This window comes from Pseudobythopirellula maris (genome assembly GCF_007859945.1).
Taxonomy (GTDB): domain Bacteria; phylum Planctomycetota; class Planctomycetia; order Pirellulales; family Lacipirellulaceae; genus Pseudobythopirellula; species Pseudobythopirellula maris.
The window spans coordinates 709,384-730,874 of record NZ_SJPQ01000002.1; the positions used below are offsets into that span (position 1 = coordinate 709,384).

Genomic DNA, 21,491 nt, shown 5'->3' on the forward strand with positions numbered 1-21,491 from the left:
TCGCGACTGAGTTCGTGACGCTTGGCACAGACTATCTTGCGCGCCACGTTCGAAACTCGGTAAGCGTTGGCGGCTCTTCGGCTCCGTGAAGCAACCGCTCTGGGCGCATCGCCGAGGGGGATCAAAGCCCTTCGTTCAGGCCTTGCAAGTCGTCCGGCAAGAAGCGGCCGTCCTTGCGGATGAGTTCGCCATCGAACCACATCTCGCCGCCGCCGTAATCCTCGCGCTGGATCAGCACGAGGTCCCAATGGATGCGGCTGCGGTTGCCGTTGTCGGCCTCCTCGTACGCTTGGCCGGGCGTGAGGTGGAAGCTGCCGCCGATCTTCTCGTCGAACAGCGTGTCGAGCATCGGGTGACGCACACGGTTGTTGACGCCCACGGCCCACTCGCCGCAGTACCGAGCGCCCTCGTCCGAGTCCAAGATCGCGTTGAGGCGCGGCGTGTCGTTCGAGGTCGCCTCGACGATCTTGCCGTCCTTGAACGTGAAGCGAATGTCGCTGAAGACGGCGCCCTGGTAGCGGCTGGAGGTGTTGTACTGGATCACGCCGTTGATGCTGTCACGCACCGGGGCGGTGAAGACCTCGCCGTCGGGGATGTTGCGTTCGCCGCTGCACGGGATCACGGGGATGTCTTTGATCGAGAACTCCAGGTCGGTACCCGGGGCGACGAGCCGCACCCGATCGGTCGCCTCCATGCGGGCCACGAGCGGCTTCTGCGCCTCGCGCATCGCGGCGTAGTCGGCCGTGCAGACGTCGAAGTAAAAATCCTCGAACGCCTCGGTGCTCATCGACGCCGCCTGGGCGAACGCGTCGTTCGGCCAACGCAGCACGACCCATTTGGTCTTCGGCACGCGGTGGTCGTTCACCTTGCGCAGCCAGTGCTCTTGGTACAGGTCCATGCGGTCGTGGGGCACGTCGGCCAGCTCGCTGCTGTTGGCGGCGCCGCGCACGCCGATGTAGGCCTGCATCTGCTGCATGCGTGCCAGCTCGATGTCGCCGCAGAGCTTCATGCTCGCCTCGGTGGCGGAGCGGAATACGGAGCGCTGCACGCGCATCGACTTGAGCTCAGCCACCGGCAGGGCGCCCCGCTCGGCGGCGCCCTCGACCAGGGCGCAGATGAGGCTCGGGTCGTCGAGGTCGAAGCCCTCGATCAGCACGTGCTCGCCGGCCTTCAGTTCGCAACTGTGGTCGAGAAGCACCTCGGCGAGGCGTTGGATGCGGGGGTCGGTCATGGAGTGGGGCCTGGGTGAAGGAAAGCAATCGCGTGGGTGTTCCACTCAGGCTACTCGCTGGGGGGATTTTCGAGCAAGCGCTCGATTTTCTCTGCCAGCACCTCGACGAGGTTATCGTGATTTCCTGAGACCAGCGCGGCGACCCTTCCCGATTGATCGAGCAGCAGAAACATGGGAAAAGAGTGGATCTTGAACTCGGCCGAAATCGTTTGGCCCTCGCCGTCGGTCCGGTTATTGCGCAGCGTAGGATAAGGGATCTTCTGCGAATCGATCACAAACCGGGCGTCCTCGTCGTGGACGTCTTGGTTGACGCCCAAAACGACGACACCGCGGTCCGCATATCGGCGGTGGAGCTCTTCGATTTTCGGCATCGCCAGAATACAGTGGCTGCAACCGCGGTTCCAGAAATCGAGCAGCACGACGCGGCCGGCGTAGTCCGACCGGCTGTGTGCAGCGCCCTGAAAGTCGGTGGTCTCCCAATTGGCGGGAGGCAACGCGAGGATCGCTTGGCGTTCTTCGACGTCGTCGATCAAGAATTCTTTCTCCCGTTTCCAGAGCGCCAAGCGGGCCGTGGTCAGCTCACGCATCTCGGGGGTATCCGCGTCACGCAAGAGGGCTTCGAGCGGTTCGGTCACGGAGCGGCTGAGTCCCTCGAATTCTTCGCGCGAGTCGATCCGGTTGACTTGGGTAATCGCGTCCCAAAACAAACGATCGGCTTCGAAGTAACGATCCGCCTCTTGGCTGAACTCCTTCAGCCACTCCGGCGAGCGGCGTTCCACGCAGACCAACTCGTACCGCCATTGGGTGTGCGAGGCATAACGATTCTGGCGCCCCACGGCGTCGGAGGCGATCTCGACCGCCAGCCCCCGCTCGGCGTCGAACACAACTTGATGGGTGCGCTCGGTCTCGTAGTTGGCGTCGAGCGGATACTCGACGGGACCTGTCATCGCGACCCGGTCGCCGTCGATACCGGTGACGCGCCCGCTGTAACGGTGGCCCTCGATCGCCAACTCGACCGCCCAGCCGTTGGCGAACCGCTCACGAGTCTTCGGCAAGGGCGGGAAGATCACGTCGGGACGTGTTCTGTACGCAGTATTCCCCCCCAGGGTATGGTTCAGCGCGAACGAGCCGTCGGACCGCATGTCGCAGTAGCCGAGGAAGTCGTTCTCAAACCGAACCCGCGGCGGCTCGCCCTCCTCGTCGGCCGGGGATCGGAACCGAATAATCTGACGGATCAGCAACCGGCTGCTCCCGTCCGCGTTTTGAGAGGCCACGTAGACGCGGTTCTCAGACGTATTGAGGCTCGGTTCGACGCCCTCGAGCAGGCTGATGATGGGGCTCTTCACGTAGACCAGCTCGTCGCCCACCTCGAAACGGTATCGCGGCAGCGGCGTGTCGGGGGGCGGAGCAATGGCGGCCGCCGCGGGGTCGAATAGCCTCGTCTGGGGCTCCTGGCCGATCGCGGGATCGAGGGGCGTTAGCACCGTCGCCATCGTTAGAAAGATCAGATACCGCATGCCTTCACCATCCTAAATGGCAGTGAGAGAAGAGCCGATTGGATGTTTCATCCGTATAGATGATAGAGCCCCCTTGGCGCCCGTTCAATCAAGCCGCCCGCCCCCGAAAGGCCTATAATTGAATTGCGTCGTTCCGCCGGGCGGCGCATCGATTCAAGGGTGAAATCTAAGGAGACCGGATGTCGACCGATTCAGCACACGACCCAGACGCCGCCTCTCCCGCTGACGAGGGCGTTTCGTTCGCCGAGACGGCGCTCAAGCTCGGCGGCAAGAGCGACGACGAGGCGCGTCGCACCGGGGTGATCGACACGGCCGACGACCAGGTCGAGGCGCTCTTCGCGCCGCAGTACCAGACCGTGCGCAGCCCGGCGCACCGGGCGGTGTGGGACCGCGGCGTGCCGGTCGACGAGTTCCGCACGCCCAAGACCGAGACGCCCCCCGAGGTGCGCAAGGTGATGGACGCCTCGCTGGCGATCGTGCGCCGCCACAAGGCGGCCGGCACGCTGTTCGACGGCGAGGGCAAGGTCTCGGACGAGGTATTTGGCGAACTCGGCGTGGCGGGCTACTGGGGCTTGCTTGTGGATCGCGAGTACGGCGGCGCCGGGGCGCCCTTCTCCAGCTTTGCCGCCTTCCTGGGCGAGATGGCCACGATCGACGGCACGGTGGCGGGGCTCGCCTCGATCCACGGCTGCATCGGCGCGGTCGATCCGGTGAACGCCTTCGGCGACACGGCCCAAAAACAGAAGTTCTTGCCCGGGCTGGCGAGCGGCGAGCGCTTGAGCGCCTTCGCGCTCACCGAGCCGTGCGCGGGAAGCGACCTCACCGCGCTGCGCACCACCGCGGTGCTCGACGGCGACGACTATGTGGTGAATGGCGAGAAGCTGTTCATCTCGAACATCACGCCTGGGCGCACGATCGGGCTGGTCTGCTTGGTCGAGGGCAAGCCGTCGGTCTTGATCGCCGAGCTGCCGGCCGAGGAGAACGAGCACTTCCAACTCAAAAAGTACGGCCTGTACGCGCTGTCGCACCTGCACAACCGCGGCATCGTCTTCAACAACTTCCGCGTCCCGAAGGAAAGCCTGCTGCGGCCGGCGCGCGGCGACGGGCTGACGATCGCCTACCACGGCCTGAATCTTGGCCGCGTGTCGCTGTGCGCCAACGCCGCCGGCACGATGCGTCAGCTGCTCGCCGGCATGCTGCCGTGGGGCGAGTTCCGGGTGACCTACAGCGAGCCGATCGCCCACCGCGAGCTGGTGCAGCGCCGCATCGGTGAGATGGCGGGGCTGATCGTTGGGGCCGACGCCTTGGTCGGCTGGTGCGCTGGGCTGCTCGACCGTGGCTACCGCGGCGAGATGGAGTGCATCATCGCCAAGATCTACGGCTCCGAGGCGCTCAAGCACGCGTCGATCGAGCTGTACATGAAAACGCACGGCGGGCGGTCGTTCTTGCACGGCCACACGTTCGGCGACAACGTGCACGATTACCTGGCCCCCTGTATCTATGAGGGCGAGGGGGAGATGCTCGGCATGGCGTTCTTCAAGTCGCTGGTCAAAGACCACGGCAAGACGTACTTCGAGCCGATCGGCAAGGCGCTCGCCGCGGCGGGGATCAAGAAGCCGAACCCGATGAACCCGGCGCACGCCATGGTGCTCTCGCGTGTGGCGGCGCCTTACCTGAAGTGGCAGATCGCCCGGCGGCTGGTTTGGAACGCGGCGCCGGAGCTCCCCAAGATGCCCGACGCCCTCAGGCGCCACGCCAACTACGCCTGCGACCACCTGCAAGACATGGCGCTGGAGATCAGCGGCGTGATGCAGAAGTTCCAGCTGTCGCTGGCCGACCGTCAGTGCAAGATGTCGGAGCTGAGCACGCGCTGCCAGGACTTGATCACGATGCTCGCGGTCACGACCCACGCCGCCGCGCAGCCGGACGAGCGGGTCCGCACGGCGGCCGAGGTGCTCTGCTCTGGGCTCAAGCGGCGGCTCACAGGCAAGCGGCCCTCGAACCGTTACTTCAAGCAGGTGACGGCCCTGGGGGCCGAGATCGCCGAGGCCGCCGCCGCAGGCGAGGCGCCCTTCCCGGGCTTGGAGCAGATCGACCCGGCGCCGATCTTGATGAAGTATTAGAGCGGTTTGCTCATTGGTGTAGACGCTCGGCTCGCGATCGGCGTCATGGCTTCGTCAGCCTGCATCGACAATGCACCGCATTGCCTGCTTCGGCTTCCTCGCCACGCCGCCAATCGCTTCCCCCCTCGTCCACACCAATTCGAAACCGCTCTAAAATTAACCGCACGCGACGGTCGGCAGGCTGAAACGGCTTGGCGGCGCGGTTAAGATGCCCCCGGTAACAGGTTTCTAACCAAGGGGCGTCGGACATGGCTTGGTCACACTGGTGGGGCGCGTCTCTCTCTCTGGCATGCGCCCTGCTGGCGCCGGCTTCCGCCGCTTCCGAGACGCGGGACCCGGAGTCGCTGCTCATCACCGGCGGCCGGGTCTGGACCGCCGACCCCGACCGGCCCTGGGCCGAAGCGCTGCTGACGGTCGGCGACAAGATCGCCTTCGTCGGCGACCTTGATGAGGCGCAGCCGCGGGCGCCTGCTGGGGCGCGCGTTGTCGACGCCACTGGCGGGCTGGTGACGCCGGGGTGGTTCGACTCGCACATCCACCTCCTCTCCGGCGGGATGAGCCTGTCGCAAGTGCAGCTGCGCGACGCCGCGACCAAAGAAGAGTTCGTCCGCCGGCTGCGCAACGTCGCCGCTGGTAGAACTCCGGGGCAGTGGATCCAAGGCGGCGATTGGGACCACACCTTGTGGGGCGGCGACCTCCCCACGCGTGACTGGATCGACGCCGTCACGCCCGACAACCCGGTATGGATCGGCCGGCTCGACGGGCACATGGCGTTGGCCAATACGGCGGCGTTCAAGGCGGCCGGCTTCGACGAGTCGGCCGTCGCGCCCCCGGGGGGCGCGATCGAACGCGACGAGCGCGGCCGCCCGACAGGCTTGCTGCGCGACAACGCGATGGCGCTCGTCGGCCACGCGGCGCCGCCCGCTTCGGACACCGAGCGTCTCGAAGCGCTCGACGCCGCAACCGACTACCTGTTCGCCCGGGGCGTCACATCCGTTTACCACGTCGGTTCGCTGAACGACCTCCGGTTATTGCGCGCGGCGCACACGGCCGGCCGGCTGCGGCTGCGTGTGCACGCCGCCACCCAGCTCTCGCAGTGGCGTCGGCTGGCGGAGGAGATCGAGCGTCACGGGGCCGGCGACGAGTGGCTTCGGGCCGGGGCGCTGAAGGGCTTCGTCGACGGGTCGCTCGGCTCGCACACGGCGGCTTTCCTCGAGCCTTACGACGACAAGCCGACCGACCGAGGCCTGCTGGTCAATTCGCCGCAGGACCTCGACGCCTGGACCCGTGGCGCCGATGCGGCGGGGCTGCAGGTGGCGGTCCACGCGATCGGCGACCGGGCGATCCGCTTGCAACTCGACGTTTTCGAGCGCGTGGCGAGGGCGAACGGTCCCCGCGACCGCCGCTTCCGCATCGAGCACGCCCAGCATATCGCCGCGGAGGACTTGCCGCGATTCGCCGAACTGGGCGTCATCGCCAGCATGCAGCCCTACCACTGCATCGACGACGGCCGCTGGGCCCTGCCGCTGATCGGCGCGACGCGTTGCGAAACCACGTACGCGTTCCGCGGTTTGATCGACGCTGGCGCGCGAGTGGCGCTCGGGAGCGACTGGCCCGTCGCGCCGCCCACGCCGCTCGAGGGGGTTTATGCCGCCGTCACCCGCCGGACGCTCGACGACAAGAACCCCGGCGGCTGGTTCCCCGCGCAGAAGATCTCTGTCGGCGAGGCGCTGCGAGGCTACACCACCGAAGCGGCGTACGCCGAGTTCGCCGAGCAGGAGAAAGGCGCCCTGAAGCCGGGGCTGCTGGCCGACGTGGTGATCGTCGACCGCGACCTGTTCACGGCCCCACAAGAAACCATCGCCGACGCACGGGTCCGCTGCACGGTGGTTGGCGGCCGTGTGGTTTATGAATCGCCGGCGGCCGCGTCAGGGCCCTGACTCCCGGGGCGGGTGCTTTGCCTTCATAAAAGCAGCCCCGACCAGCAGGGTCGGGGCTGCGAACTCTCTATCACTCACGGCACGCCTCACTGCCCCAGGAACAGCGGCAGCGGCGATCGCTGCACCGTGTCGAGCATCGTGTCGCCCAGCACGCGACGCACCAGCAGGTTGCGGGCGCTGTTGCCCATGACGATCAGGTCGGCGCCCCAGTCGTCCGCCGCCTCGAGCAACCCACCCTTGGCCGGTCCGTCGTGGTGGTGCGTCTCCGGCTCCAAGCCGTTCGCGCGGCAGTACTCGGCCGCGTGCTGCAGGTGGCTCCGGCGCCGCTCGGCGTCGTGGCCAAAGGCGACGATCCGCACCCGCATGTCGCCCCACGGGCGCATCTGCACGAACCGCTTCATCGTCTTGGCCGAAGCGACCGACCCGCTGTAGGCGATCATCGCCCGGTGGTAGTCGCGGACCTCGGGGCCCACGGCTAGCAAGGGACGCACGCCCCCGGTGATGAGCTTCATCAGCACCACGCTCGGGTCGTAATGAGGCTCGCCCGGCATGCCGAGCTCGAACGCCCCGTGCAGTCCCAGCACCACGAGGTCGTGGTAGCGCGACTGCGAGACGAGGTAGTTGAACGCCTCGTCACGCTCTTCACGCAGCACCGAGAAGCGGACCTTCGCCTCCTGGCACGCATCGGCAAACTGCTCGACACCCTCCTCGGCCCGCTCGCGGGCCTCCTGCAAGCGGTGCTCGCGCAGGTCGGCGGCAAATCCGCCGGCGCCGATCGGAACGGGGCCGACATTCATCAACTGCTTCACGCCCAACAAGGTGACGCCGGTAAGCTCGGCGTCGTGGCGGCGGGCGAGGTCAACCGCCGTGTGAATCGAGGACTCGGCGCAATCGGTCCCGCCGATCCCCAATAAGATGCGACCGATCATCTCGGGCCTCCTTTCGAAGGCGTCGCAGAGGAGAAGAAAATGACAAACGCCGCCCGTGCCGCCTGAAGGAGCGCTGCGACGCCGCTTATCGCGACGAGCATCGGACGCCTGTCTCTACATCAATTATACGGCGGCGGGGGCCCCAAAGACCACTTAAAACAGCCGCTGCGACAACACGCCGCAGCGGCGATTTAAGGGTATCGCCTAGGGGCAAGGACGCTAGAGCGGTTTGCTCATTGGTGTAGACGCTCGGCTCGCGATCGGCGTCATGGCTACGTCAGCCTGCATCGACAATGCACCGCATTGCCTGCTTCGGCTTCCTCGCCACGCCGCCAATCGCTTCCCCGCTCGTCCACACCAACTCGAAAACCGCTCTAGAGTGAGCAAGTTTATCTTCGCTTGGCGCCGCGAGGAAAAGACGCTTCTGGAGAACATCCCCATTCGGTGGCCACGCCAACCGCAATAACCTTTCGGCGAATTGACGCCGGGCAGTTTGACCCTCGCTCGGGGGATGGTTACTGTGGCTAACCTCTGAGCGCACACGCAAGTCGCTCATTCAATCAGGAGCCTACGACTATGCGTTTCCCCTTCCTCCTATTGGCCGGCGTGGCGCTATCAATCGGGGCTTTGACATGGGGCGTGCGTCACTCCGCGCCAGAGTGTTGCCCAACTAACTGCGCGCAGCGCGAGGCGCCGATAGCGTGCTCCGAGGCGGCGCACGGCGCGTGCGTTGCGAGGCTCGATGGCGGGGGCTACTCCTGCACGATGTACGCCCCCGGCTACGTCCCGCCCCGCAGCCACAACAACACCTTCGTTGTGCAGAACCCCGAATGGAAATGGCCGCAAGTCGCGCCCGGGACGCCGATCACGCTCACCTACAGCTACAGCAACTTGCTCGACGGTGAGTTCTCCGACTCGATGTCCGAATCGCAGATCCGCGCGGCGGTCGAGGAGGCCTTGGGGCTGTGGGCCGAGCAAACGGTGGTGACTTTCCAAGAAGTCGACGACCGAGGGCCGCCCGTGCGGCAATTCGACCGGTCGTACTTCGCCTGGAGGCGGCCGAACCTGAGGTTTGGGCACCACCCGATCGACACGCCCGGCGCCACGCTAGCCCACGCCTACTTCCCCTACTCAGCACGCGACGGCCTGGCGGGCGACCTGCACTTCGACTCGGCCGACAGCTGGGTGCTCGGCGACGACCCCAGCGGTTTCGACTTTCTCGAGGTCTGCGTGCACGAGATCGGCCACGCGCTCGGCCTGGGGCACGAGCCCTCGCCCCCCGGCGGCGTCCAGGCGGTGATGAACCCCTTCTACGCGGGCCGCTACAACGGGCTCGGCAGCGCGTTCCTGCTGCCAGACGACGTCGACGGCATCCGCACAATCTACGGCGAAGACATCCTGCTGCAAGCGATCTTCGGCGCCCCGGCCGACGACGTGCTGGCGGCAGCCGAGGTGTTCGGCTACCGGCCGAGCCCCCGCGCGTTGCGGCCGCTCAGCGGCGTGGTGCGTGGGCGCTGATCGCTCTAGCTGATCGCCTCGAGTTCCTCGTGCGGCGCCACGACCTTCTCCTCCATCCCCTCGAGCAAGCGGAAGCCGTGCTCCGTACTGGGGTCGACGACGAACGTCTTGGGGTAGGCAAACCGCTCCTTCGCGACGCCGGTCTTGCTGCGATAAAACCGCACCCCGCGCGCCAGCAGTTCCTTCGCGCGGGCCGCGGGGCCCGCAGCGCTGGCGATGCTCCAGTCCTGCGCGGGGTTAAGGCCGCAGTTGCGGCGCAGCCAGTGGTTGGCCTCCAGCACGTTGAGCCGGCGCTTCGCCTGGGGGTTCTTGTGCTCGGTCGACAGGCTCACGTTGAGCCCCTCGAGGTTGCTCACCCGGTGCGGCGTGAGCTGCGGCCAGGTGATCAGCTGGCCCGGCTCGGCGTCGTAGGTGAGGGCGTATTGGTCGAACGACGGGTCGTACGGCGCCTCCTCGGAGAACTCGCCCACGGCGATCCGCTCCATGACGATCGGCGAGGCGAAACGCGTGTCGAACGGCGGGTAGACCCAAACGCGCTTCTTGCCGCGGATGTGCCACAGCATGTTGACCGGCAGGTCCAAGTGGAACGGCACCCAGGCCGTGGGCGACGAGAGCAGCAGGTTCGCCGAGCGGTCGCGGGCCGTGAAGCCGGGCGAACCGATCTCCAGCTCGTCGTAGAGCGTGTTGATCAGCGTGGCGTACTCGGGCTGGTTGTCGAGCAGGCCGCGGATGTTGACCCACAGGTGGCCGCGACGCACGAGATCAACGAGCACCTCGCCCGAGACGTCGCCGCGCGAGCCCTCGCGCCAGTCGAAGTGCTCCGGGTCGAAGCCCATCGTGTTGACGCTCAGCCGGTCGGCCGGGTGCGAGTCGATCAGCCGTGCGAGCGCCTCGTCGGTAAACAGGCCGGTCTCGGCCAGCCGGTGGCGGGCGACGAGCACCCCACGTTCCAAGGCGCCGAAGTCTTGCGAGGTCCAGTTGTCGAGCAGTTGAGCGGTCACGTGAGGGGGCCTTCGAGTGGGGCGTGCAATGGATTCCCGTGCTACGGAAAACTCTAGCCCACGACCCGGCTGAACGAAGCGAGCGACCCCAGCCGACGACCCACGGTCGCCGGAATGCGCGACGGAAATCGCAATCGCAGCGGTCCGACGACCGTGAGTCATCGGCTAAGGGGACAACGTCGGCGCAGTCGCGCGTGCTGTAGCGATTGTGCGGGCGCTGTCACGCGCCGAAGAGCGACACGGTTTGGTACGTCACGAGAGCCGCCACGTACGCCAGCACGGTCATGTAGCCGAGCTGCAGCAGGGCCCATCCCCACGAACCGGTCTCGCGCTTCGTGACGGCCTGGGTCGGCAGACACTGCATCGCCAGCACAAAGAAAACCAGCAGGCTCAGGCAGGTGGCGGTGGTGAAGACGGGCTCGCCATCATCATCGCGCGACGCCTGCAGAGCGCCGACGAGCGAACCCTCCTCCGATTCTTCGCCCAGGCCATAGAGAATCGAGAGCGTCGAGACCACCACCTCGCGGGCGGCGAACGACGTCATCACGCCCACCGAGATCTTCCAGTCGTAGCCCAACGGGGCGAACACCGGCTGCACCGTCTGGCCGATGCGGCCGACGAACGAATGCTCCAGCTGCGCCTGCTGCAGCAGGGCATCAGCCCCCTGCTGGTCGCCTGCGGCCTCGAACGCAGCGATCCGCTGCTGGGTCGCCCCGGGCAAATCGGCACGGTCGGTCCGGGGGAACGTGGCCAGCGCCCACAGCACGAGCGAGATCACCAAGATCACTGTGCCGGCGTTCTTGACGAACACCCAAGCGCGGTCGAGCGTCAAGATCGCAGCGTTCACCAGCGACGGCGTGCGGTAGTTCGGCAGCTCGATGAGCAGCGGCTTCGATTCGCCCGGCAGGATCGTGCGTTTAAAAAGGAACGCCATCACCAGCGCGGCGGTGATGCCGAGCAGGTAGGCGCCGGCGAACAGCAGGGCGGCCTTCAGCGGGTCGTCGGGGAACAGCATCGCCACGACCATCACGTAGACCGGCAACCGCGCCGAGCAGCTCATCAGCGGGGCGATCAGGATGGTGACCAAACGGTCGCGTCGGTCCTCGATGACGCGCGTCGCCATGATGGCCGGTATCGCGCAGGCGTGGGCCGAGAGCATCGGCACGAACGCCTTGCCCGGCAAGCCGACCTTCTGCATCCAACGGTCGGTCACAAACGCCGCACGCGCCAGGTAGCCCGATTGCTCGAGCAGCGCGATCGTGAAGAACAAGAGGCAGATCTGCGGCAGGAAGATCAGCACGCCCCCCACACCGGCGATCACGCCGTCGACCACCAAGCTGCGCAGCAACCCCTCGGGGAGCAGCGGGCCCACCGTGTCGCCGGCCCAACCGAACAGGCCGTCGATCAGGTCCATCGGGGTCGAGGCGAACGAGAAGATCAGCATGAACGTGGCGAGCATCACCAGCGCGAACACGCCGACGCCCCACACCGGGTGGGCGAGCACGCGGTCCAACCGGTCGGTCCATTCGTGCGACGCAACGCGGGCGTTCTCCACCGCCGCCTGGCGGACCGTGCTGGCCCACTCGAACCGCGGCGAGAGCCGCTCGGCCGAGCCGACCGGGCACGCGCTGCACGACGAGCAGGCCGCCAACGCCGGGTCGATCCGCGGCGGTTCGCGGTGCTCCACCAGCGCCGCGAGCGCTGCCCGCAGCTCGCCCAGCCCGCGGCCGGTGCGGGCCGAGACCGGCGCCACGGGGCAGCCGAGTCGCTCGCTCAACTCGGTGAGATTAAGTCGCAGGCCAAGGCCCTCGGCCAGGTCGCTCATGTTGAGCGCCACGATCGTTGGCCGGCCGAGCTCGATCGTCTCGCCGGCGATCACGAGGTTGCGCTCGAGGTTCGTGGCGTCGACCACGACGACCACCACCTCGGGCGCCGGCTCGCCAGGAAGCTCACCCAGCAGCATCGCCCGGGCGGCCTGCTCGTCGGGCGTGACGGCGTCGAGGCTGTAGAGCCCCGGCAGGTCGATCAGCTCGATCGAGCGCGGGGCGACGGCGTCGCCCACCATCGCCACGCCGCGGCGGTGCTCGACCGTGGTCCCGGGGAAGTTGGCCGTGTGCGCCCGGATGCCGGTGAGCCGGTTGAACAGCGAGGTCTTGCCCGCGTTCGGGTTGCCCACCAGCGCCACCGAAGGCATCGGCTGGGCGCCGGTTGGCGGGCCGGGCTGGAGGATCGGGAGCCCGCTAGGCCCATTGGGCTCGGCGTCGGTCTCGGCGCGACTCACGCTGACGCTTCTTTCCGGCAAGGGTCAGGACGTCACGAAGCGACGCGGACCGAGGCGGCCAGCTGCTGCGACAGGCCCACCCGCGTGCCGAGAACGCCAACGATGAGCGGGTTGCCGGCCCTCACCACCCGCAACTCGCGTCCTTCGCAGATGCCGAGCGAACGCAGCCGGGTCGATTCGTAGGCGTCGCCAGAAACACACTCCACGCGGCAGACCGAGCCGGCGGCCATGTGGGCCACGGAGCAGTCGCCGGGGGTCGCCGATCGGGGCGAATTCGTCCCACGGCCGGTATGAAACAGGCGGATGAAGGCGTTGAGCAACATGGGGCGGCGGGGGACTGCGTTGCAAGTCGCGTCTAGAAACTGAGAACCAATCTCAATCCAGGAATCTTAGCTACGCAGATTACTTTCGGCAAGTGGGGGAGCGGAAATCCATCGAAGCCCCCCTCGAAAGCACCTGCCGGGAGCTTTCGTGGGTCGCCCGGCAAGCAGGCGCCGCGGGTCAAACGTTGAACAAGAAGTGGCAAACGTCGCCGTCGTGCATGGTGTACGACTTGCCCTCGACCCGCATTTTGCCCGCGTCGCGGATCGCCTTCTCGCTCTTGAGCTCGGTCAGGTCGTCCACCGAGTAGACCTCGGCCCGGATAAAGCCACGCTCGAAGTCGGTGTGGATCACGCCGGCCGCCTGCGGGGCCGTGGCGCCGATCGGAACGGTCCAGGCCCGCACTTCCTTTTCGCCAGCCGTGAAGTAGCTCTGCAGGCCGAGCACCCGATAGGCCGCCCGCGCCAGCAACGCCAACGCCGGCTCCTCGAGGCCAACCGACTCGAGCAGCTCGGCCCGGTCGTCCGCGTCGAGCTCGCTCAGCTCGGCCTCGAGCCGGGCGCAAACGGGAACGACCTCGCTCCCCTCGGCCTCGGCGTGCTTGCGAACACGCTGGACCAGCTCGCCCTCGCCCTTCAGATCGTCCTCCTCGACATTGGCCACGTAGAGCACGCGTTTGGCGGTGAGCAGCTGGAAACTGGCCATTTCCTTCTGATCGGCCGGGTCTTCCAGCTGAATACCCCGCACCGCTTTGCCGTCGGCCAGCAGGGCGTGGCATTGCTCGAGCAGCCCGACGCGACGCTTCGCGTCTTTGTCGCCCGTGCGGGCGGTGCGCTTCGCCTTGTCGAGCATCGACTCGACCGACTGCAGGTCGGCCAGCATCAGCTCGGTGTCGATCGTCTCGATGTCGCGGAGCGGGTCGACCGAGCCGTCGACGTGGGTGATGTCGCCGTCCTCGAAGCAGCGCACGGCGTGCAGGATGGCGTCGACGTTGCGGATGTGCGTGAGGAACTTGTTGCCCAGGCCCTCCCCCTCGCTGGCGCCGCGGACAATGCCCGCGATGTCGACCAGCTGCAGGATCGCGGGGATCACCTTCTGGGTCTTGATGTAGCCCTGGATCACGTCCAGCCGTGAATCGGGCACCGGCACGGCGCCGACATTGGGCTCGATCGTGCAGAACGGGTAGTTCTCGCTGGCGATGCCGGCCGACGTGAGCGCGTTGAACAGGGTGCTTTTGCCGACATTCGGCAGACCGACGATGCCGGCTTCCATGGCGTGGGGGCGGGTTCGGGTAATGAATCGGTGGGGAAGGGGGGCGCGTCCCCCCAGCCGTGGGGCAGGGGGGGCGGCAAACCCTCTGGGGAGCGACGATTCTAGGCCCGTCGCCGCAACGAGAACAGCCGCCGCCCGGGCGGCGTACGGAACCATGCGCTTTGCTGCCACGTCGCACACTCTGCGCAGACGCCGCAAACCAACATGGCCTTCGGCCGAGTCTACCGCAATAATGCCCCCTAGAGCCGACGCCGGGCCTATGCAGCTCGGCCGAACGGCCCCGGACGGAATCGCTACGCCAGCCGACAGAAAGAGTCACCCGATGCGCCGCCACGTCTTGTCGCTCCCGATCGCCCTGCTTCTCGCCGCGGGCCTCGCCCTGCCCTGGTCCGCCCTGCCCGCCGTTGGGCAAGAGCCCGCCGAACAGACAACCTCGGAACAGGCAACCTCGGAATCGGCGGCCCCAGCCGAGGAACCCGCCGACGAGCCGGAGGAAGCCCTCGAGAGCGAAGCCGCCTCAGAACCCGAAGCACGCGAAGAGGCCGACCCCGAGCCCAACGCCAATCCCGGCCAGGCCGACCTCGATCGCGCTTTGGAGATGAAGTTCGAAGCAACCGGCATCGGCGACCTGAACAAGGTGGTCGACCTGATTGATCTGGCTTTGGAGAAGGGACTCGACGCGGAAAACACCGACTTCGCCGAGCAGGTGCTCACAGCCACGATCTTCCAGCGCGCCGCCGCCCTGTCGGCCGCGGTGCTCAAGAACCAGAACGTCGACCCGCGTCAGGACCCGCGTTGGACGCAAATCCGCTCGATGGCGCTGACCGACCTGATGCGTTGCGTGAGCCTCGACGAATCGCTGACCGACGCGTGGATGCTGATCGGCCGCCTGCAGTCGCTCAAGATGGGCAACAAGAGCGAGGCCCGCCGGGCGCTCACCAAGGTGATCCAAGCCGCCGAGGCGGCCGCCCAAGACCCGGCGCTCGATCAGATCGAACCCGACAAGCTGGCGCAGGCGTACGCCCTGCGCGGCGTGGCCCGGGAGGACGGCGGCCGGCGCCTGAAGGACCTGAACCGGGCGGTGGAGCTCGTCCCGGAGAAAGTCGAATTCCTGTTGCTGCGAGCCAAGCACCACCAAGCCACCGGCGACGCCGAGTCCTGCCTGGCCGACATCGATCACGCCCTCGAGCTCGAGCCCGGCAACTTCGCCGTCCACGAACTCAAGGCGCTCGCGCTGCTCATGCAAAAGAAGAACGAGGAGGCGTTGGAGAGTTTCAACCGCGCCAGCGAGCTCGCCCCCGAAGCGCTCTCTCCGTACCAATTCCGCGGCAAGGTATACAACGAGCTTGGCGACACCGAAGCGGCGCTCGAGCAACTCGACAAGGCGATCGAGCTTCAGCCGAACGACCTCACTTCGCTGCTGATCCGCGCCGAGCTGTACAACGCCCAAGAGCGTTACCAGGAGGCGCTCGGCGATGTCGAGACTGCGCTCGCCCTGCAGCCCGGACTGGCAAGCGCCCACTTGATGCGGGTCCGGCTGCTCGAGGTGCTCGGCCGCGGCGAAGAGGCGCTCGCCACGATGCAAAAGATCGCCCAGGCCGCCCCCAATGACCCCGGGGTGCAGCTGCAACTCGGCTTGATGCACGTCAGCCGTGAACAAACGGAGCCCGCCATCGAAGCGCTCTCACGCACCATCGACCTGGCGCCCGCGAACCCCATCGCCTACCAACTGCGCGGCGACATGCGGCTGCTCGTGGGCGACCACGCCGGGGCGATCGAGGACTTCGATCGGGCGAACACGCTCGCGCCGGACAACCCGGGCGTGCTGAACAACTACGCCTGGACCCTGGCCACCTCACCGAACGACGACCTCCGCGACGGGGCACGGGCGATCGAGCTGGCCCGTGAGGCGTGTGAGCTCACCGAGTACGAGCAGCCCCACATCCTCAGCACCCTGGCCGCCGCCTACGCCGAGAGCGGCGATTTCGAACAGGCCCAAGAGTGGTCCGCCAAGGCGGTCGCCATGGGCGACGAAGACTACGACGGCCAGCTCTCGAAGGAGCTGGCGAGCTACCAACGCGGCGAGCCGTGGCGCGAGCGGCAGACCGAAGGCGTGGAGGAGGCGGAAGAGACCGAGGGCGATGCTCCCGCGAGCGACGACGCCGACCCGATGGCCGACAAGCCCGCCGACCCGGCCCCGGCGCAGACGATGAGCTTCTGACCGGCGGGCGGCGCGGCGCCTAGAGCGGCGGCCGACGGCGCGTGGTGACACACAGGTCGTCGCCAAACTGCTCGCAGCTGAGCGGCTCGAACACGCGGGCGTCGGCGATCCGCTCGAGCCCCGTGCCGGCCACCGGACCGGGCGCCCCCGCCCCGCCGATCACCTTGGGGGCAAGGAACACGCGCGCCTCGTCGATCGCGTCGCGGTCGAACAGCGCGCCGAGCAGCCCGCCGCCCCCTTCGACCAAGACGTTCGTCAGCCGTCGTCGGCCTAGCTCTTCGAGCGTGCAGGCGGCGATCCCGCCAAGGTCTTGGCCCTCGGTCACGAGCACCTCAACGCCCCGCGATCGCAACGCCTCGGCGTCGCTCGCCGGGTAGTCGGCGCCCACCGCCGCGAGCACCGGGCCGTCGGCCAGCGAGTCGAACAAACGCCGCGTCGGGGGTCCCGGCCGTGTGAGACCCACGACGATTCGCAGCGGCACGCGGGGCCCTGGGGGGCGGGCCGTGAGCAGCGGGTCGTCGGCCGCGAGCGTGCCGGGGCCCACCACCACGGCGTCGACCACGCCGCGCAGCCGGTGGACCTGCTTGCGTGATTCGTCGCCCGAGATCCACTGGCTGTCGCCACCGGCGGCGGCGATCTTGCCGTCGAGCGTCATCGCCCACTTGGCGATAACCCACGGCAGGCCGCGCTGCTGAAGTTTGAGGTAGGGGGCGAGCAGCCGCAGCGCCTCGGCCCCGCCCTGCCCGACCTCGCACGCCACCCCCTCGCGACGCAAGCGCTCGAAGCCGCCGCCGTCGACCCGGGGGTCGGGGTCGCGGACCGCGGCGAACACCCGCTCGACGCCGGCGTGCAAAATCGCCTCGACGCAGGGGGGCGTCTTGCCGGTGTGGGCGCACGGCTCGAGGGTGACGAAGAGCGTGGCGCCGCGCGCCTTGTCGCCCGCCTGAGCCAGCGCCGCGGCCTCGGCGTGGGGGCCGCCAAACCGCGCGTGCCACCCCTCGCCGACAACGCGGTACGCGCCCGCGTCGGTCCGCCGGGCCACGACGCAGCCGACCATCGGGTTGGGCTCGACCGCCCCCTCGCCGCGGGCGGCGAGCTCCAGGGCACGGCGCATGCAGGCGGCTTCGTCCGCCAGCGTGTCGGGCGGGTCTGCGCCGTCGGTGGGATAGGGGTCGCGACTCACGTGGGGGTCCACAGCTTCTTCGAGCCGCCGGCGCCGCCCGCTTCGCCATCGGGGGTCCAGATCGCCCCCGCCGGTTCGGCGCCCTGCGGCGGCGAGGGGATGCCGGCCTCGGGGGGCGCGCCGGGCGCGTCGCGGGGATCGTCAGAAATCGCCCCGAGCGAGTAGAGCAACTGGTAGAGCTGCTCGGGAACGCCGGGCTCGCTGAGGTGCTCGTCGCGCAGGTGCGCTATCATCGTGTTGGCCTCTTCCGACTTGCCGAGCATGACCAGCAGCTCCAGCTCGAAGATGTCCCACGGCGCCGAGCTCTTGCCCTGGGCCTCGGCCGCTTGGCGGGCGCGCTCGACCCACTCGAGGGCCCGTTCGTGGTCGTCCTCGAGCGAGATGAGTCGCTCGAAAGCCTCGTCGGTCGACACAACACCAGCCAGCGAAGGACGGCTGACCACTTCGGCAGCGGCGCGAAGCAGCAGCGCCGTGGCGCCGGCCAGGGTCGCTCGCTGGTAGAGGCTCGCCAGCGTGTCGTCGGAAACCGCCGTCAAGTCGAGACGCGCCGCGCGGACGAGCGGCAGCGTTTCGGGGTCGGCGTCGGCGGGCGCGATCGGTGTCGGCTCGGCCATCGAGAGACGCCCACGAAGCTCGCGCAACGCCTCGGCGTGACGGCCCATGCCGGGGGTCTGCTCGAGGATGAGCATCGCCGCGGCGAGCGGCAGCCGCAGCGTGTCGTCGCCCACGGCGGCCTCGGGCGACTTGCCCGCCAGCGTGGTTTGCTCGAGCTTGGGCCACTGGTTGAGGATCACGTCGCGGCGGTGGGCGAGTTGCAGCTCGCGCCGCATCGCCGGGGTCGCGCCTTCGGGCAGGTGCGCCCGGTAGGCGAAAGCCCGCTCGATGGCCGGCGTCTGGTCGATCGTTTCGGTCTCGGTTTCATCGCCCAACGCGTCGCCGGCCGCCTCGGCCACGATCGCCCGCACGCGGTCGAAATCGTCGTCGCGGTCCGTGACCAGCACGAGACGTTCCTCGCGGTCGGTCCGCCGGCCGTAGTGCGACAGAAAGCCCATGATCCGCGGCGCCGTGGCGAGGGTCAGCCCGTCGGGGCTGTCGAGCGCGGGGCTGTCGAGCACCATGTACGCGCGACGCGGCGCCGGGCCGTGGCTCTCCTTCCACTCGTTCGGGTCGACATCGTGCGGCACGAGCCGCTTGTCGACGGCGAGCCGCTCGACCACAGCCTCTTCGTCGGCGATCGCGTAAGTCACGCGCACCACGTCGTACGACACCTGATCGCCGCTGCGATCGAGCAGTTGGGCGATCGCAGCGGTCTCGACCGCGTCGTCCGCCAAGGAATCGCCCTCCGCTGGCAACGCGGCGGCGTAGGCGTGAAAGCCCTCGACCATGCGGTCGGTCTCGCCGAGCCAACCGAGCAGCAACGCGTGGTTGTAGACGAAGGTCGCCTCGTCGGGGTGCTGCTCGCACAAGGCCTCGAGCTTCTGGGCCGCCGCCCGCCACATGCCGCGGCTGGCGAGCAGCTGAGCGCGGTCGTGCTCGGCCTCGGCGGCGTGCTCTTCGGGCGTGTCGCGCAGGTAGAGCTGGTCGCGCAGCAAGAGCGGCATGCCGCCCATTTGGTTGAGCCGCATCAGCAACTGCATCGCGCGGGTGTCTTCGCCGCCGCTGATGCCCTGGTACAGCCACAGGTGGGCCCGGGCGGCGATCAGGTCGCCCGAGACCAACAAGGCCTGCCCCACCGCCCCAACGGCTTCGAGCACACGCAGCGGCAGGTCGCGCTCGATCAGCTCGAGCGCGCGTTGCAACGCGTCGACCGCTTGGCGGACCGTCTCTTTGTCGGCGACGGTCTCTTCGGCTCGGCTTCTGGGGAGCATGCTATCGGCGTGCTGGCTTGGCTCGGCCTGGCCGTCGCCGCTCTCGGCGGGGGCGACAGCCCGCGCCCCCGCTAGCATCGCCGCCAGTGCGTGCGCCGAGGGGCTGTTGGGGTCGACCTCGACCAGCTGGCCGACGGTTTGCTCGGCGGCGTCGTGGTCGCCGATCGACAACTCGATCGAGGCCTTCAAGTCGAGCAGCGAGGGTCGGCCCGGCGCTTTCTGGAGGGTCTGCTCGAGACGCTTGAGCGCGGCGCGAGGCTGATCGCCCTCGACCATGGCGTGGATCTTCTCGATATCGCCAAGCAAATCGCCACAGCAGAACTTCAGCTTTTTGCCACTGCCGCAGGGACAAGGCGAGTAGGGGTCTACCGACATCGGGCCGCCAATTGGGGGAGTTTATGCGAGGGTCTCCTCAACCGCCACGCGCGGCCCAAAGGGGCCGGGGCGGGGGAGACGGTGTTTCCAAGCCCCCGATTCTACCGCCGCAGCCGGCGGCTTCCACCGCTAGATGGGCCGCTCGCGCGAAACTAGGAGGAATGCGCCGCGGGCGCCGATTTTCCGGATTCTGCCGGTAATGACTCCATTCCGGGCTGCACAAGGTCGATCTACCGGTACTAACGGCCCTGTTCTAAGCGGAGTGCGCCTCCGATCGGACAGCGGCAACCAAGGCCCTAGAAGGCCTCCCTAGCAGGGAAAGACACGCGTGCCTGAGGAGAAACGACAGGTGGCCAGTCCCCAAATCACGACCGCCGCGGCGTTTGCCGCGATATTGACGGCCCTTACCATGCCGGCCCTTGCGCAGAATCTGCCGACGCCGATGGAGGAGATGCCTCCCTCGAGCCGTCAAACGCTCACCATGCCCGGGCCCACGCTCGGCGCGGAGCCGACCGATTCAGCGGCGCCGTCGGTCGACGACGTGATGCGCGTCGAGTCGGCCGAATCGAGCGGCGTGAAAATGTCGTACGACGACTACGCCATGAACCAGATGCCCGCGCTCACCGAGAGCTCGGCCACCTGGCTGCGGCGTGGGATATGGTACGCCGACCTCGAAGGCGTGGTGTACGATCGCGTCTGGGACCGCGAGGAGCTCTCGATCGCCACCAACACGGTCGCCTTCGGCAACAACTTGTTCGACATCGGTGCGATCGGCGTGAACGTGAGCGATCACGGCAGCGAAGGCCACGGTCGATTGACGCTCGGCCGCTTCTTGTTTCGCGACCTGAACAACCGCGACCACACGGCCGAGATGGTTGTCTTCGGCGGCGGCGAGCACTACCAGCGTCAACAGGCCGATTCAACCTTTCCTGGCGGGATCACGCTGACCACCTCGGTGCTGATCGACAGCACGACCCCGAGCCTGGATCAATCCGATTCGATGTCGATGGACTACGACAGCCGGTTCCACAGCTGGGAGTGGAACTACCGGGTCGCCGAACGCTTGAATCACGATCGGATGGAGCTGATGCCCTCGGGCAACTGGGTCCGTCGGGCGCCGCACGGTTACACCAAGGAGTACCTCTTCGGCTTGCGGCTGTTCGACCTCGAAGAGGAGCTGCTGCTCGAGGCCCAAGGGGTCCGTTCGGTCAACCAAACCGATGGATCAACCGACGGCGACTTCCGTGTGAAGACCAGCAACAACCTGTTCGGGCCGCAGTTCGGCCTCGGGCTGACCTACGAGACCGACCGTTGGAACGTCTCGTTCCACGGCAAGAACGGCGTGTTCATCAACGACGCCAGCCTCAGCCGCAGCTTGGCGTACAACAACTCGCCCTCCGGAACGGCGGACGATTTCTCGAGAGAAGTGAACCGCAACAAGCTGTCGTACATGATGCAAGCCGGCATCGTCGGACGCTACCACCTGCGGCCGAACCTGTCGCTGCGGGCGAGCTACGAAGTGATGTACGTCACCTCCGTGGCGCTGGCCCCGGATGAGCTCGACTTCACGCCTGAGAAGATCGACTTCAGCGTGTCGGGCGACCCGTTCTACCACGGCGTGTCGTTCGGCACGGAGTACTACTGGTAGGCCGCCGACGAGTCGATGTTTCTCCCCTAGTTCCAGCGACGCGGCCACGAGCGCCCGAACGCG

14 protein-coding genes are annotated in these 21,491 nt (G+C 67.6%); 5 read left to right on the top strand and 9 right to left on the bottom strand.

Features of this window, described 5'->3' with window-relative positions; translation table 11 throughout:
* Positions 1–121 precede the first annotated feature (121 nt).
* Complete coding sequence (locus tag Mal64_RS10610) at positions 122–1,231, bottom strand: aminopeptidase (RefSeq protein WP_146399894.1); 1,110 nt, start codon at positions 1,229–1,231, stop codon at positions 122–124.
* Positions 1,232–1,281: 50 nt separating this feature from the next.
* Complete coding sequence (locus tag Mal64_RS10615; protein ID WP_197525645.1) at positions 1,282–2,724, bottom strand: TlpA family protein disulfide reductase; 1,443 nt, start codon at positions 2,722–2,724, stop codon at positions 1,282–1,284.
* 203 nt (positions 2,725–2,927) lie between these two features.
* Here Mal64_RS10615 and Mal64_RS10620 point away from each other — a divergent pair, with 203 nt between their 5' ends.
* Together Mal64_RS10620 and Mal64_RS10625 are read left to right on the top strand one after the other, a co-directional pair.
* The gene (locus Mal64_RS10620; RefSeq protein ID WP_146399898.1) at positions 2,928–4,871 is read left to right on the top strand and encodes an acyl-CoA dehydrogenase family protein; all 1,944 of its coding nucleotides are present in this window, start codon (positions 2,928–2,930) and stop codon (positions 4,869–4,871) included.
* 248 nt (positions 4,872–5,119) lie between these two features.
* Positions 5,120–6,811, top strand: coding sequence for an amidohydrolase (locus tag Mal64_RS10625; protein ID WP_146399900.1), 1,692 nt, complete (start codon positions 5,120–5,122; stop codon positions 6,809–6,811).
* A gap of 86 nt (positions 6,812–6,897) precedes the next feature.
* On the opposite strand, the gene Mal64_RS10630 is transcribed toward Mal64_RS10625, so the two are convergent.
* Complete coding sequence (locus Mal64_RS10630; RefSeq protein ID WP_146399902.1) at positions 6,898–7,740, bottom strand: universal stress protein; 843 nt, start codon at positions 7,738–7,740, stop codon at positions 6,898–6,900.
* Positions 7,741–8,316: 576 nt separating this feature from the next.
* Here Mal64_RS10630 and Mal64_RS10635 point away from each other — a divergent pair.
* Positions 8,317–9,258, top strand: coding sequence for a matrixin family metalloprotease (locus Mal64_RS10635; RefSeq protein WP_146399904.1), 942 nt, complete (start codon positions 8,317–8,319; stop codon positions 9,256–9,258).
* A 5-nt stretch (positions 9,259–9,263) separates the two neighbouring features.
* Here Mal64_RS10635 and Mal64_RS10640 read toward each other — a convergent pair whose 3' ends face one another.
* From Mal64_RS10640 to ychF, 4 genes are all read right to left on the bottom strand, one after another.
* A complete protein-coding gene (locus Mal64_RS10640) occupies positions 9,264–10,259 on the bottom strand; it encodes a cupin-like domain-containing protein (protein ID WP_197525646.1) in 996 nt (331 codons plus the stop codon).
* 220 nt (positions 10,260–10,479) lie between these two features.
* Entirely contained in the window at positions 10,480–12,540 is a 2,061-nt protein-coding gene (feoB, locus tag Mal64_RS10645) for a ferrous iron transport protein B (protein ID WP_146399908.1), read from the bottom strand.
* A gap of 32 nt (positions 12,541–12,572) precedes the next feature.
* Entirely contained in the window at positions 12,573–12,863 is a 291-nt protein-coding gene (locus Mal64_RS10650; protein ID WP_146399910.1) for a FeoA family protein, read from the bottom strand.
* Between the two features lie 178 nt (positions 12,864–13,041).
* Positions 13,042–14,133, bottom strand: a complete 1,092-nt coding sequence (gene ychF / locus Mal64_RS10655) for a redox-regulated ATPase YchF (RefSeq protein WP_146399912.1) — start codon at positions 14,131–14,133, stop codon at positions 13,042–13,044.
* A gap of 322 nt (positions 14,134–14,455) precedes the next feature.
* Between ychF and Mal64_RS10660 the strand changes: the two genes are divergently transcribed.
* Positions 14,456–16,354 carry a tetratricopeptide repeat protein gene (locus Mal64_RS10660; protein WP_146399914.1) on the top strand — a complete coding sequence of 633 codons (1,899 nt, stop codon included), beginning with the start codon at positions 14,456–14,458 and terminating at the stop codon, positions 16,352–16,354.
* Between the two features lie 19 nt (positions 16,355–16,373).
* Here the strand turns inward: Mal64_RS10660 and ribD are convergent, their stop codons facing one another.
* Positions 16,374–17,537, bottom strand: a complete 1,164-nt coding sequence (gene ribD / locus Mal64_RS10665) for a bifunctional diaminohydroxyphosphoribosylaminopyrimidine deaminase/5-amino-6-(5-phosphoribosylamino)uracil reductase RibD (RefSeq protein WP_231993655.1) — start codon at positions 17,535–17,537, stop codon at positions 16,374–16,376.
* Positions 17,534–19,780: a tetratricopeptide repeat protein gene (locus Mal64_RS10670; RefSeq protein WP_146399916.1), complete on the bottom strand. Its 2,247-nt coding sequence runs from the start codon at positions 19,778–19,780 to the stop codon at positions 17,534–17,536. Before Mal64_RS10670 ends, ribD begins: the two co-directional genes overlap by 4 nt.
* A gap of 349 nt (positions 19,781–20,129) precedes the next feature.
* Here Mal64_RS10670 and Mal64_RS10675 point away from each other — a divergent pair, with 349 nt between their 5' ends.
* Positions 20,130–21,428, top strand: coding sequence for a BBP7 family outer membrane beta-barrel protein (locus Mal64_RS10675; protein ID WP_146399918.1), 1,299 nt, complete (start codon positions 20,130–20,132; stop codon positions 21,426–21,428).
* Positions 21,429–21,491 lie beyond the last annotated feature (63 nt).